The organism is Pseudoduganella sp. GW821-FHT12E03 (assembly GCF_058807115.1).
Genome location: NZ_JBXAQJ010000005.1, coordinates 366309 through 380031, shown reverse-complemented (window position 1 = coordinate 380031; position 13723 = coordinate 366309). Strand labels below are relative to the sequence as shown.

At 64.5% G+C, this 13723-nt stretch carries 14 protein-coding genes; 11 read left to right on the top strand and 3 right to left on the bottom strand.

The genetic code is table 11. The features are described from left to right. Positions 1 to 13: 13 nt before the first annotated feature. The 4 genes from kdpB to kdpE are packed head-to-tail and all read left to right on the top strand — an operon-like array spanning position 14 to position 6137. On the top strand, positions 14 to 2116 hold the full coding sequence (kdpB, locus tag AC1RRC_RS15200) for a potassium-transporting ATPase subunit KdpB (protein WP_493056324.1): 2103 nt from the start codon (positions 14 to 16) through the stop codon (positions 2114 to 2116). Between the two features lie 13 nt (positions 2117 to 2129). Next, positions 2130 to 2714 (top strand): potassium-transporting ATPase subunit KdpC, encoded by a 585-nt coding sequence (gene kdpC, locus AC1RRC_RS15195; RefSeq protein WP_493056323.1) that lies wholly within the window; start codon positions 2130 to 2132, stop codon positions 2712 to 2714. A gap of 7 nt (positions 2715 to 2721) precedes the next feature. After that, positions 2722 to 5427, top strand: coding sequence for a two-component system sensor histidine kinase KdpD (kdpD, locus tag AC1RRC_RS15190; protein ID WP_493056322.1), 2706 nt, complete (start codon positions 2722 to 2724; stop codon positions 5425 to 5427). Further along, entirely contained in the window at positions 5427 to 6137 is a 711-nt protein-coding gene (kdpE, locus tag AC1RRC_RS15185; RefSeq protein WP_493056321.1) for a two-component system response regulator KdpE, read from the top strand. Before kdpD ends, kdpE begins: the two co-directional genes overlap by 1 nt. A 41-nt stretch (positions 6138 to 6178) precedes the next feature. Here the strand turns inward: kdpE and AC1RRC_RS15180 are convergent, their stop codons facing one another. Genes AC1RRC_RS15180 through AC1RRC_RS15170 form a run of 3 tightly spaced genes read right to left on the bottom strand, consistent with a single transcriptional unit; the run spans position 6179 to position 9297 of the window. Beyond that, entirely contained in the window at positions 6179 to 7066 is an 888-nt protein-coding gene (locus tag AC1RRC_RS15180; protein WP_493056320.1) for a sterol desaturase family protein, read from the bottom strand. A gap of 22 nt (positions 7067 to 7088) precedes the next feature. Further along, complete coding sequence (arsN2, locus tag AC1RRC_RS15175; RefSeq protein ID WP_493056319.1) at positions 7089 to 8921, bottom strand: arsenic resistance N-acetyltransferase ArsN2; 1833 nt, start codon at positions 8919 to 8921, stop codon at positions 7089 to 7091. Positions 8922 to 8976: 55 nt separating this feature from the next. After that, on the bottom strand, positions 8977 to 9297 hold the full coding sequence (locus tag AC1RRC_RS15170) for an ArsR/SmtB family transcription factor (RefSeq protein WP_493056318.1): 321 nt from the start codon (positions 9295 to 9297) through the stop codon (positions 8977 to 8979). A gap of 112 nt (positions 9298 to 9409) precedes the next feature. Between AC1RRC_RS15170 and AC1RRC_RS15165 the strand changes: the two genes are divergently transcribed. The 7 genes from AC1RRC_RS15165 to AC1RRC_RS15135 all read left to right on the top strand — a co-directional run bounded on the left by AC1RRC_RS15165 (position 9410) and on the right by AC1RRC_RS15135 (position 13699). Then, positions 9410 to 9751: an ArsR/SmtB family transcription factor gene (locus AC1RRC_RS15165; RefSeq protein ID WP_493056317.1), complete on the top strand. Its 342-nt coding sequence runs from the start codon at positions 9410 to 9412 to the stop codon at positions 9749 to 9751. Between the two features lie 26 nt (positions 9752 to 9777). Then, complete coding sequence (locus tag AC1RRC_RS15160; protein ID WP_493056316.1) at positions 9778 to 10254, top strand: arsenate reductase ArsC; 477 nt, start codon at positions 9778 to 9780, stop codon at positions 10252 to 10254. Next, a complete protein-coding gene (locus AC1RRC_RS15155; protein ID WP_493056315.1) occupies positions 10251 to 10979 on the top strand; it encodes an MIP/aquaporin family protein in 729 nt (242 codons plus the stop codon). Before AC1RRC_RS15160 ends, AC1RRC_RS15155 begins: the two co-directional genes overlap by 4 nt. Beyond that, positions 10979 to 11692, top strand: a complete 714-nt coding sequence (gene arsH, locus AC1RRC_RS15150) for an arsenical resistance protein ArsH (protein WP_493056514.1) — start codon at positions 10979 to 10981, stop codon at positions 11690 to 11692. The genes AC1RRC_RS15155 and arsH overlap by 1 nt, the downstream gene beginning before the upstream one ends. A 118-nt stretch (positions 11693 to 11810) precedes the next feature. Further along, positions 11811 to 12509: a TetR/AcrR family transcriptional regulator gene (locus AC1RRC_RS15145; RefSeq protein WP_493056314.1), complete on the top strand. Its 699-nt coding sequence runs from the start codon at positions 11811 to 11813 to the stop codon at positions 12507 to 12509. 199 nt (positions 12510 to 12708) lie between these two features. Next, the gene (locus tag AC1RRC_RS15140; RefSeq protein ID WP_493056313.1) at positions 12709 to 13362 is read left to right on the top strand and encodes a protein-L-isoaspartate O-methyltransferase family protein; all 654 of its coding nucleotides are present in this window, start codon (positions 12709 to 12711) and stop codon (positions 13360 to 13362) included. Positions 13363 to 13375: 13 nt separating this feature from the next. Continuing rightward, entirely contained in the window at positions 13376 to 13699 is a 324-nt protein-coding gene (locus AC1RRC_RS15135; RefSeq protein WP_493056312.1) for a rhodanese-like domain-containing protein, read from the top strand. The last annotated feature ends 24 nt before the right edge of the window (positions 13700 to 13723 follow it).

The window sequence follows — 13723 nt, the reverse complement described above, 5'->3', positions numbered from 1 at the left end:
GGAGGGCGTCAACATGTCGCAATCACAAGCGCAATCCATGAGCGCCGCCCAGCCAGGAAAACGCCTGAAACTGTTCGAGTCGACGCTGCTCTGGCCGGCCATCATTGAATCGTTCTACAAGCTGAACCCACGCGTGCAATGGCGCAGCCCGGTGATGTTCGTGGTCTATGTCGGTAGCATCGTCACTTCGCTGCTGTATGCCCAGGCGCTGACAGGGCAGGGCGAGGCCGCCCCGGGCTTTATCCTGGCCATCGCCGTCTGGCTGTGGTTCACCGTGCTGTTCGCCAATTTCGCGGAAGCGCTGGCCGAAGGCCGCAGCAAGGCGCAGGCCGCGTCGCTGCGCAGCTTGAAGCAAAGTGTCAGCGCCAAGAAACTGCAGGCGCCCAAACACGGCACGGCATGGCTGCCATGCCCCGCCACCGACCTGCGCAAGGGTAATTACCTGCTGGCCGAAGCGGGCGATGTCATTCCCATCGACGGCACCGTGATCGAGGGTGTGGCGTCGGTGGACGAGTCCGCCATTACGGGCGAATCGGCGCCGGTGATCCGCGAATCGGGCGGCGATTTTTCGTCGGTGACGGGCGGCACCCGGGTATTGTCGGACTGGCTGGTGATCCAGGTCACGTCCAATCCGGGCGAAACCTTCCTCGACCGCATGATTGCGATGGTGGAAGGCGCCAAGCGCAAGAAAACCCCGAACGAGATTGCGCTCACCATCTTGCTGGTGGCGCTGACCATCGTGTTCCTGGTGGTCACCGCGACCCTGCTGCCGATGTCGATCTTTTCGGTGGAAGCCGCGCAGTCCGGTACGCCGGTCACCATCACGGTGCTGATCGCGTTGCTGGTGTGCCTGATCCCGACCACCATCGGTGGCTTGCTGTCGGCCATCGGCGTGGCCGGCATGAGCCGCATGATGCAGGCCAATGTGATCGCCACCTCGGGCCGCGCGGTGGAGGCGGCGGGCGACGTGGACGTGCTGTTGCTGGACAAAACCGGCACCATCACGCTGGGCAACCGCCAGGCTTCCGCTTTCTATCCCGCGGCCGGCGTGACCGAGCGCGAACTGGCCGACGTGGCGCAACTGGCTTCGCTGGCCGACGAAACGCCGGAAGGGCGCAGTATCGTGGTGCTGGCCAAGCAAAAGTTCAATATCCGCGAACGCGAACTGTCATCCCTGCATGCGCAGTTTATTCCGTTTTCCGCCAATACCCGCATGAGCGGAGTTGACCTGGACGGCCGCGAAATCCGCAAGGGTTCCGCCGAGGCGTTGCGCAAGCACGTGGAGGCCGCCGGCCGGCAGTGGCCGGCGGAAGTGGCGCGCTGCGTGGAAGACGTCTCCCGCAGGGGCAGCACGCCGCTGGTGGTGGCCGATAACGCCCGGGTCATCGGCGTTGTCGAGCTGAAGGACATCGTCAAGGGCGGCATCAAGGAACGCTTCGCCGAACTGCGCCGCATGGGCATCAAAACCGTGATGATCACCGGCGACAACAAGCTGACCGCCGCCGCGATCGCGGCCGAAGCCGGCGTGGATGACTTCCTGGCCGAAGCGACGCCGGAAGACAAGCTCAAACTGATTCGCGACTATCAGTCCGATGGCCGCCTGGTGGCGATGACGGGCGACGGCACCAACGATGCGCCGGCGCTGGCCCAGGCCGATGTGGCCGTGGCGATGAGTTCCGGCACCCAGGCCGCCAAGGAGGCGGGCAATATGGTGGACCTCGACTCGAACCCCACCAAGCTGCTGGAGATCGTTGAAATCGGCAAGCAAATGCTGATGACGCGCGGCTCGCTCACCACGTTCTCGATCGCCAACGATGTGGCGAAGTACTTCGCCATTATCCCGGCCGCGTTCGTCGGCACCTATCCGCAATTGAAGGCGCTCGATATCATGCAATTGTCGAGCCCGAATTCGGCGATCATGTCGGCCGTGATCTTCAATGCCCTGATCATCGTGTTCCTGATACCGCTAGCCCTGAAAGGCGTGCGCTACCGCGCGATCGGCGCCACCGCGCTGCTGCGCCGCAATTTGCTGGTGTACGGATTGGGTGGCCTGGTGCTGCCGTTTATCGGCATTAAACTGATCGACCTGCTGCTGGCGGCGTTCAATCTTATTTGAGATGGAGATGACCATGATTTCAACGTTCCGCCCCGCGCTGGTACTGTTTGGCGCCCTGACCGTCGCCTGCGGCGTCTTGTATCCGCTCGCCGTCACCGGTGTCGGCGCCGCCGTCTTTCCGGCGCAAGCGGCCGGCTCCATGCTTGAGGTGGACGGCAAGCCGGCCGGTTCTTCCCTGATCGGCCAGCAGTTCACGTCGCCGAAGTATTTTTGGGGCCGTCCGTCGGCCACCGGTCCGATGCCCTACAACGCGAACGGTTCCAGCGGCTCCAACCAGGGACCGCTGAATCCGGCCTTCACCGATGCCGTCAAGGGCCGCATCGGTGCATTGAAGGCGGCCGATCCCGCTAACACGGCGGCCATCCCGGTCGACCTGGTGACGGCGTCGGGCAGCGGCCTGGATCCGGAAATCAGCCTGGCCGCCGCGTATTACCAGTCCCGGCGCGTCGCCAGCCAGCGCGGCATGACGCTGCAGCAGGTGGAAGCGCTGATCGGCCAGCATGCGAGCCAACAGTATTTCGGCGTGTTTGGCGAGCCGCGTGTCAATGTCCTCGCGCTGAACCTGGCGCTGGACGGCAAGACACTCCATACCCGTTGATACTGACATGATGCCTTTCGACGACGACCGCCCCGACCCGGATGCGCTGCTGGCCCAGGTGCGGGAACTGGAGCGCAAGGCCGCGCGCGGCAAGCTGCGCATCTATTTCGGCGCCTCGGCCGGCGTCGGCAAGACCTACGCCATGCTGTCGGCCGCGCGCAAGGTGCAGGCGGCCGGCGCCGGGGTATTGGTCGGCATCGTCGAAACCCACGGACGCAGCGAGACGGCCGCCCAGGTGACGGGGCTCGAAGTGCTGCCGCTGCGCCAGATTGTCTATCGGGGCAAGGCACTGGGTGAATTCGACATCGACACCGCGCTGGAGCGCCGCCCAAGCCTTATCCTGATCGACGAACTGGCGCACTCGAACGCACCGGGTTCGCGCCATCCCAAGCGCTGGCAGGACGTCGAAGAATTGCTGGAGGCGGGCATCGATGTCTTCAGCACCGTCAATGTCCAGCACCTGGAAAGCCTGAACGATGTGGTGGGCGGCATTACCGGCATCCAGGTGCAGGAAACCGTGCCGGACACCGTGTTCGACGCCGCCGACGAGGTGGTGCTGGTCGATATCCCCGCCGACGAACTGTTGGCGCGCCTGAAAGGCGGCAAGGTGTACCACGCCCAGCAGGCCGAGCGCGCCGCGCAAAATTTCTTTCGCAAGGGGAACCTGATCGCCTTGCGCGAACTGGCGTTGCGCCGCACGGCCGACCGCATCGAGGACGATGTGCGCGCCTACCGCGTCGAGCAATCGATCGATGCGGTGTGGAAGACCGGGGCGTCGGTGCTGGCCCTGATCGGTCCCCGTCCCGGCTGCGAAAAGGTGGTGCGCAGCGCCGCGCGGCTGGCGGGGCAATTGGGAACCGAATGGCATGCGATTTATGTTGAAACACCGGTGCTGCAGCGCCTGCCCAATGCCGAGCGCGAACGCATTCTGAAGACCCTGAAGATGGCGGAGGATCTGGGCGCGGTCACCGCGGTCCTGTCGGGCGGCGATATCGCCGCCACGGCGGCCGATTATGCGCGCAGCCACAATCTGTCGCGGATCACGATGGGGCGCGGCCACTGGACCTGGCCCTGGCGCCGCTCGCATATCCTGCGGCTGGCGGAGTATGCGCCGGATATCGATTTGACCGAGGTGTCCGTTGGCGAACCCGATGCCGGCTCCCGCCTCAATACGGCCGCCGCCACCGACACGGAGGAGGATGCGCAGGCGCCATTGCGCGTGGGGGCTTACGCCACCGCAGCCGGGGCCAGCCTGGGCATGGCGCTGTTGGCAACCCCGCTGCTGGCCTGGTTCGACCTGGCCAACATCGCCATGCTGTTCTTGCTGGTGGTGCTGCTGGTGGCGGTGCGCTTTGGCCGTGGGCCCTCGGTGCTGGCCACCTGCGTCAGCGTGGCGTGCTTCGATTTCTTCTTCGTGCCGCCACGCTTCAGCTTTGCCATCTCGGACCTGCAGTACACGATCACGTTTGCCGTCATGCTGGCGGTGGGCTTGATCACTGGTCACCTGACGGCGGGCCTGCGGTTTCAGGCGCGGGTCGCCTCCTACCGCGAAACCAGGGCGCGTGCCTTGTATGAATTTGCCCGTGAATTGTCGGGCGTGCTGCTGACGGAACAGATTGTCGACACCACGGCCCGCTTCGTGCAGTCGACCTTCGGCGCCAGGGCGACGTTGCTGGTGCCCGATGCGGCGGGCCGCCTTGGGCCGCCGCCGGGCACCGAGCCGCCGGCCACGCTCGATATCGGAGTAGCGCAATGGGCTTTCGACCATGCGGAAGGGGCCGGCCTGGGGACGGATACCCTGCCCGCCAGCCCGATGTTCTATATGCCGCTGGTGGCGCCGATGCGCACCCGGGGCGTGCTGGCGGTGGAGCCGCAACAAAGGCGCTGGATTATGATTCCAGAACAGCGGCAGCACCTCGATACGTTTGCCGCCTTGACCGCCATCGCGCTCGAGCGCGTCCACTACATTGAAGTGGCGCAGGAAGCGCTGGTCAATATGGAATCGGAGCGCTTGCGCAACTCTCTGCTGGCGGCGCTGTCGCACGATTTGCGCACGCCGCTGACGTCCCTGGTGGGCCTGTCCGAATCGCTGGCGGGCTCCCGGCCCGCCTTGTCCGCGCAGCAGCTGGAACTGGCCCATTCCCTGCATGCCGAGTCGCTGCGCATGAGCGCCCTGGTGGCCAATTTGCTCGACATGGCGCGCATCGAGAGTGGTGGGCTGAAATTCAACCTGCAATGGCAGCCGTTGGAAGAGGTGGTCGGCAGCGCGCTGCGCGCCAGCCGGTTGCCGTTGAAGGAACATCATGTCAGCACGCAATTGCCGGCGACCTTGCCGCTGTTGCGCTTTGACGCCGTGCTGGTGGAACGTGTGTTGTGCAACCTGCTGGAAAACGCCGCAAAGTACACGGCGCCTGGCTCCTCGATCGTGGTGCATGCCCGGCAGAGCGGCGACCTGGTGCGGGTGACGGTCTATGATGACGGGCCGGGATTGCCCAAGGGCCGCGAGGAAGCCATCTTCGAGAAATTTACGCGTGGCGAGAAAGAGTCGGCCAAGCCCGGTGTCGGGCTCGGGCTGGCCATTTGCCGTGCTATTGTCCAGGCGCATGGCGGCGCCATCGACGCCGCCCAGTCGCCGCTGGGTGGAGCGGCAGTGTGCTTCACGCTGCCGGTCGGTACGCCGCCAGAGGCGCCGGAAATTGAGGAAGTTTTTTGATGAATAAACCACTGACTGAAGTCGCGCCGGTCGTCTTGCTGGTGGAAGATGAGCCGCAAATCCGGCGTTTCGTGCGCAGCTCCCTCGAGGAGGAGGGCTGGAATGTCCATGAATCGACCAGCATGCAGCGCGGGCTGATCGACGCCGGCACGCGCCATCCGGACTTGATCATTCTTGACCTGGGGTTGCCCGATGGCGACGGCATTGATTTCCTGGGCGACTTGCGTAAATGGTCGACGGTGCCGGTGATCGTCCTGTCGGCGCGGGTCAGCGAGGCGGACAAGGTGATGGCGCTCGATGCCGGCGCGGACGACTACCTGACCAAGCCGTTCGGCGTGTCCGAACTGCTGGCGCGGGTGCGGGCAACGATCCGCCGCCAGCGCCAGCCGCAGGCCAGCTTGGCAGGGGTGGTACGGTTTGGCGATGTGGAAGTCGATTTGCCAAACCGGCGTGTCAGCAAGGCAGGGACACCGGTTCACCTGACCCCGACGGAATACCGGCTGCTATCGGTCCTGGTGGCCAATGCCGGCCGTGTCATCACCGCGACGCAATTGCTGCGCGCCGTGTGGGGGCCGGCGCAAACCGACAACGCGCACTACTTGCGCATTTATATGGGGCACTTGCGCCACAAACTGGAAGACGATCCGACCCAGCCGCAATACCTGCTCACGGAAACCGCTGTTGGATACCGTCTGCAGGTGCCTGCTTGAGGTGGCGTCATTGCGCATGGTGATGCTTGCCTGGTGATCCGCTAGGAGGCCGCCTTGCAGCAGCGCGGTAATAACATGGACATTACCTGATGCCAGTACGAGGCGTGGGCCGGATAGGCCGAGCCGGCATACAGGCCGATGGCGCGCGGCAGGTTGGCGCCCTGCGGCTGGTAGCGGAAGGTGCCGAACACCATGTCCCACAGCACCAGCGAGCGGCCGAAATTGCTGTCGCCTTCGCCATCGACGGCCGAATGGTGCCAGCGGTGCACTTCATTGGTGCTGAACACGTAGTTCAGCCAGCCGCTGCGCAGCGGCAGGTTCGCGTGCTGCAGCATCAGCACCGGGTAAGTCAATGCGAGATAGCCGTACAACACGTCGGCGGGCGCGCCGATCGCCAGCAGCGGCAGCATGCCGAAGGCATAGTTCAGGGCGTGATTGAGCGGGTGCAGGCGGAAATTGTTCACCGTGTACAGCCGCCCGCTGCCGTGGTGCAGCGCATGCAGCCACCACAGCGCGGGACGGCTGTGGTGCAGGCGGTGTGCCCAGTAATAGCCGAACTCGGCGGCCAGGGTGGCGATGGCTACCTGCAGCGCGAATGGCAGGCCGACGGGAAACAGCTTGCCCGCCACGCCCAGGTGGCCATGGAGGGCGACCACCAGCATCGGCCCCCCCCATTTCAGCACCGGATCGATCACCGCCAGCAGCGCCGCCATGCTGAACCAGTCCGTGCCCGTATCGCCGTCGGCGCGGTTCCACTCGGGACGCAATGGCGCCCGGCGTTCCAACATCATGGCCAGGACCAGTGTGACGGCGCCGGGAAGCACCACCGCCAGTTCCAGGTTACCGCCGGCGGCATGCACCGCGAAAAACGATACGATGCTGGCCAGTAGCGCCGTGGGGAAAAACCAGCGTGTCATGATCAGTTGCATGGCATGCTTTCGTATTGCCGGGTCAGGCGCAGCCGCAGCCGGCTTGGCCTTGCGCCTTGGCTGCCGCGTCCAGCTGGCAGCAGGCGTTGCTTTCCGCCGGAGCCGGACCACCGCAGCAGCCCGACGCCACGGCGGCTGATTGGATACCGCACGCGGCGCCGGCTGCCTCGCCCGTTACCAGACGGGTATTGCATACGCCGGTCTCCGGCAGCGCCAGCTGCACATCGTTGGCCGCGGCCAAATCGCCCGCCAGCGCGGCCACCACCGAGCGCACCTGTTCGTAGCCGGTGGTCAGCAGGAAGTTCGGCGCGCGGCCATAGCTCTTGGCGCCCACCGCGTAATAGCCTGGTTCCGGATGCGCCAGTTCCGCATGGCCATGTGGGCGCACCGTGCCGCAACTGTGTTCGTTCGGGTCGATCAGCGGCGCCAGGGCATCCGTGCTTTCCAGCCATGGGTCGTTGCGCACGCGCAGTTCGCGCGCCAGAGACAGGTCCGGCCGGGCGCCGGTGGCGGCGATGATTTCGTCGATGCCGTCAATGCCGGGGACGCCTGCCTGGCCGGCAATGCGCAGTTTGCCCTGATGCGGCTCGATCGCCTGGATGCGCAAGCCCGTATGCAGTTCAAGTTGGCCGGATTCCTTCAACGCCTTCAATCGGGCGCCCAGTTCGCCTCGCGCCGGCAAGCCGTCCGCGGCGCCGCCACCAAATATGCGCGTGAAGCTGGTGCCGCGCATGGCCCATGCGATGCGGGTGTCCGGCGCCTCCTCCGCCAGTTGCGCCAGTGCCAGCAACGTGCCGGCGGCGGAGTGGCCGGCGCCCACCACCAGCACATGACGCCCGGCGTAGCGTGCGCGCGCGGCCCCCAGCACGTCGGGCATGCCATAGGCGATCTGTTCGTGCCCGGCTTTTTCTCCCAGCGCTGGCAGGCCGTCCGCACCCAGCGGATTGGGCTGGTTCCAGGTGCCGGTGGCGTCGATCACGGCGCTGGCCAGGAAGGTGCGTTCACCGTCCGGCGTCATGGCGCGGATCACGAACGGCGCCTGTTCGCGGCCACGGGTTGTCACCTTGTCCGTTGCCAGGCGGGTGATGGCGGTGACTCGATGGCCCAGTTTCAGCGACGCGGCGATGACGGGCAGTTCAGCCAGCGGCTGCAGGTATTGCCGAACCAGCTCGCCGGCGGTCGGCAGGGCGTCCTGCGGCGGAGCTTGCCAACCGGCCCGTTCCAGCAGTGTTTTGGCGGCCTGGTCGATGTTGTAACGCCATGGCGAGAACAGGCGCACGTGGCGGTAGCTGTCGAGGTTGGCCGCGATCGTGCGGCCCGCTTCGAGGATCAGCGGCGTCATGCCGCGCTCGACCAGGTGGGCCGCCGCCGCCAGGCCGACCGGTCCCGCGCCGAGCACGGCCACCGGCAGCAAGTCTTTCCGCATCACAGTGGCCGATGCCGGGCACACCCCCTGGAACTCGCGTGACGCCTGCAGCGCGGCGGGCGCGTCACTGCGCGCAATGGTGCGGAAACCCCGTTTGGCAAAGAAGGCCGCCGCCGTGGTGGTCAGCAGGATCAGGCGGTGAATGCCTTGCGCGGCGGCGCGCTGTGCGATGTCCTTTTGAAGCTGCTCACCATAGCCATGCCCCCGCAGGGCGCCGTCCACCACTACCGAGCGCAGCAGTGCTGTGTCGCCGTAGGGTTCCAGTCCGGCGGCCGCCACGATGCGGCCCTCGTGCTCGCCTACGATGAAATGCTCCAGGTGTTCCCGCGCGCCGTCCAGCGGCAAGTCCGCTGCTGTCAGCATGGCGGCAATGGCGCTCCAGTCGGCGGCAGCGGCGGTACGGATGGCAAGTGCGGATACGGCAGTCATGGCATTCTCCTGTTTGTTATTCGTCGAATTACGAATTGATAAGCAAATTTTTTTCCTATAAAGCGGCGACCAGGGCTTTGAGCTGGGCGATGCGCTCCGGATTGACGCAATAGCACACGCGCTGCTCGTCCGACGATCCCAGGATCAGGCCGGCCTGCTTCAGTATCGTGACGTGCTGCGAAATGGTCGACGGCGCAAGGGGCAGCACGTCGGCCAGGTTGCCGAAGTAACAGGCGCCATAGGCGGCCAGGTATTTCAGCAACTGCACGCGAGCCGGATGCGCCAGCGCCTTGCACAGCATGGCAATCTCTTCGGCGTTCACTTCCATGGCGTTCTCGCCGGTTCCCACGGTGCAGCAGTTGGTCATATTCGTCATTCGTCACTTAACGAACGAAGATTACGGCCGTTGTCATCGTCCTGTCAATATATTTTGATATTCTTCGAAATGTCGTATTATCGCCGGCACGCCCACTTCAAAGCCCCTCATCATGGAAACCAAACAAGTCATCGCCGCGCTGGCCGCCCTGGCGCAGGAGTCGCGACTGGCCGCCTTCCGACTGCTGGTGCAGACCGGACCGGGCGGGCTGGCGGCCAGCAAGATCGCCGAGCAACTCGATGTGGCGCCATCGTCGCTGTCGTTCCACCTGAAGGAGTTGAGCCACGCCGGCCTGATCACGGCCCGGCAGGACGGCCGCTTCATCATTTACAGCGCCAACTTCGACACCATGAACGGCGTGCTCGCTTTTCTGACTGACAACTGCTGCGGCGGCATCCCGTGCGCCGTGCCGGTCGCTTGCAGTCCTGCGCCATCGGGCCAGGGCTGCGCCTGATCTCCACTGAAACCAAGGAAAACCTCATGAACGTATTGATGCTGTGTACCGGCAATTCGTGCCGCTCCATCCTGGCCGAAGCCACTTTTAACCACCTGGCGCCGGCCGGCTGGCGCGCCATCAGCGCCGGCAGCAAACCGGCCGGCTATGTGCACCCGCGCTCGCTTGCGCTGCTGCAGCGCGAAGGCATCGCCATCGAGGGATATCACAGCAAATCGTGGGAAAACCTGCCGGTGACGCCGGACATCGTCATCAGCGTGTGCGGCAATGCCGCCGGCGAAACCTGCCCGGCCTACCTGGGCCCGGTGCTGCGCGCGCACTGGGGCGTGGAAGATCCCGCCCATGCCACCGGCACCGATGAGGAAATCAACGCGGCCTTCATGACGGCCTACCGCATCCTGCGCGCCCGGATCGAAGCGTTCCTGGCACTGCCGCTGGACGAACTGAAGAACGATCCGGCGCGCATGAAGGTGGAGCTGGACCGGATCGGAGACCTGGCATGACGCTGGCACGGCGCATCGTGGCCGAGGGCCTGGGCACGGCGCTGCTGCTGGCCGTGGTGGTGGGCTCGGGCATCATGGCCGAGCGGCTGGCGGGGGGCAATGTCGCCATCGCGTTGCTGGCCAATGCGATGGCCACCGGCGCGGGGCTGATCGCGCTGATCCTGATGTTCGGCACCATCTCGGGCGCCCATTTCAACCCGGTGGTCACCCTGTCGGAAGCGTGGCAAGGTAATGTGCCGGGCCGCGAAGTGCTGCCCTATATCGCGGCGCAGGTGATCGGCGCCTTTGCCGGCGTCGCGGCGGCGCACGGCATGTTCGGCGAGCCGCTGTTCTTGGCATCGCAGCACGTGCGGACGGGACCGGCGCAATGGTGGAGCGAATGCGTGGCGACGTTCGGCCTGATCGCCGTCATCATCGGCACTTCGCGCAGCCGCCCGGCCGTCACGCCGTTTGCCGTGGCCTCTTACATCGTGGCGGCGTACTGGTTCACGTCGTCGACGTCGTTCGCCAATCCGGCCGTCACGCTGGCCCGCGCCGCGACCGACACCTTTGCCGGAATCCGACCGATCGATGCGCCAGGCTTTATCCTTGCGCAGTTGGCCGGGGCCGCGTCCGCGTCCGTGTTGTTTTGCTGGCTGTACCCGGCGCCACCGGCCAATGCGACGGTGGGAGGCACGGTCCCGCCCGGTGATTTCGCGGACACCACCAGGAAAGCGGGGGCGTGATGGTGATTTCGGACTTGCCGAACATCAAGGAGGCGCAACTGGACATGCCGGACATGGCCAAGCTGGTCCAGCAAGGCGACATGGCGCATCCGCCCCGCATCCTGCTGCTGTACGGCTCGCTGCGCGAGCGCTCGTTCAGCCGCTTCCTGACCTATGAGGCGGCGCGCATCCTGGCGCATTTTGGGGCCGACGTGAAAATCTTCGACCCGATGGAGCTGCCGATGGTGGGCAGCGTGGCGGAAGACCATCCCAAGGTGGTCGAGTTGCGCGAGCTGTGCATCTGGTCCGAGGGCCAGGTCTGGTGCAGCCCGGAACGGCATGGCGCCATCACGGCTGTGATGAAGAACCAGATCGACTGGATTCCGCTGGAGCAGGGGGCGATCCGTCCAAGCCAGGGGCGTACGCTGGCGGTGATGCAGGTGTGCGGCGGTTCGCAATCGTTCAACGTGGTCAATACCATGCGCCTGCTGGGACGCTGGATGCGCATGTTCACCATCCCGAACCAGTCGTCGGTACCGATGGCGTACAAGGAGTTTGACGATGCGGGGCGCATGCGGCCGTCGGCGTATTACGATCGCGTGGTGGACGTGATGGAGGAACTGTTCAAGATGACCTTGCTGCTGCGCGGGCGTACGGACTACCTGACCGACCGCTACAGCGAGCGCAACGAGCGGGCGCTCAAGGCGATTGATCGGCAAATCGGCAAGCTTTGACGGGTAAGCGCCGGCGTCGTGCATGGACGGGCTGGCCGCCTTGACGCGGCCATACCCGAGGTCTACCATTAATGACCTTAGAGTAAGTAACTATCAAGTCATCACTTCGTCCGCCACCATGCACGATCCAACAGAATCCAAGCCGCGCTGGGAGCGGCGCAAGGATGCCCGGCCCCAGGAATTGCTGGCCGCCGCGCTGGACCTGTTCGTCAGCCGCGGTTATGCGGCCACCCGGCTGGAAGACGTGGCGCGCAGCGCCGGGGTGTCCAAAGGGACGCTGTACCTGTATTTCGCCAACAAGGAAGAATTGTTCAAGGCTGTGGTGCGCGAATCCATCGTACAGCCGATCGGCGAGGCGGAAACCGACTTTGCCGCCGGCGAGGGCCACAGCGCGGATTTGCTGCGCACCCTGCTGATGCGCTGGTGGGACAAGGTCGGCGCCACGCGGGCCGCCGGCATCACCAAGCTGATGATCGCGGAAGCCGCCAATTTCCCGGAATTGATGCAGTTTTATAACGAGGAAGTCATCGCCCGGGGCAATGCCCTGATTTCCAACATCCTGGCGCGCGGCGTGGCGCGCGGCGAATTCCGGCCGGTGGACCCGGACGTCATGATGCCGGTGCTGACGGCGCCGGTGCTCATGCTGATGCTGTGGTCGCAGTCGCCCCAGCTGTGCGCCGGCGCCGATATCGACCCGTACGTGTTCCTGGGCGCCTTCATCGACAACACCTTGCGCGGCTTGCGTCCGCCCGCCGCGCCAGAGGGCGCGCCCTACTGCATGCCATTGGCGTCCGCCACGACTTTGCACAATAAATAAGCAGATTTGGGTCAAATTTGTGCATTCAACCCCGCCAAACTGCAGGCTGTCGCAATTTCCTGCCCGCCGCTGCCGATATAGTTAATATGCCGTCCATTGCAGTTCAACGATAAAATGTCGGATTATTCCAATCAGTGGCACCTGACACCGGTAGTATCAGGCGCCATTCATTACCAACTAATCCATCACGAGTCTAAAGATGAATATCGAACAAGCCCGCTTCAACATGATCGAACAGCAAATCCGTCCCTGGGACGTCCTCGATACGGACGTGCTGGATGCGCTGCAAGTCGTCAAGCGTGAGAAATTCGTCCCGGCTGCACACAAGAACCTGGCTTTCGTCGATACCGAAATTCCCCTGGGCGGCGGCGAATTCATGTTCACCCCGAAGCTGGAAGCCCGCATCCTGCAGGAAGTGCAATTGAAAAAGCACGAAAACGTGCTGGAAATCGGTACCGGCAGCGGCTATCTGACTGCCCTGCTGGCGCACCGTGGCCGCCATGTCACTTCCGTGGAAATCTCGGCGGAACTGAAAGCCCAGGCTGAAGCCAACCTCGCCGCCAGCGGCGTCACCAACGTGACGGTCGAGCTGGGTAATGGCGCCCAAGGCTGGGCCAATGGCGCGCCATTCGACGTGATCGTGATTGCCGCCTCGGTGCCGGTGTTGCCGGAAGCGCTGCTCAAGCAAGTGAAAACGGGCGGCCGCATTTTCGCGATCATCGGCGAAGCGCCGGTGATGTCGGGCCATGTGATCACCCGCACCGGTGAAGCCGGCTACGACACCGTCAAAGTCTTTGAAACCAATGTGAAGCCGCTGCAATCGGCTGTCACGCCTTCGCATTTCACGTTCTGAGGAGGCGCCGGCCATGCAGCACATTACCGCACCTGAACTGGCCGACTGGCTGGCTGATGAAGCGCGTCCCAGCCCGTTTTTGCTGGACGTGCGTGAAAACTGGGAATACGAAACCTGCCATATCGCAGGCTCGGCCCTGATGCCGATGAATACGATCCCGGCCCGCATCGACGATCTCGATGAAGAGGCCACCATCGTATGCATTTGCCATCACGGCGCGCGCAGCATGAATGTGGCGGCATTCCTGGAACACCACGGCTTTGGCAAGGTCATTAACCTGACCGGCGGTATTCACGCATGGGCTGTGCAAGTCGACAGCGCCATGCCAAAATATTAAGCTGTCTTTTCCAACAACGATGAC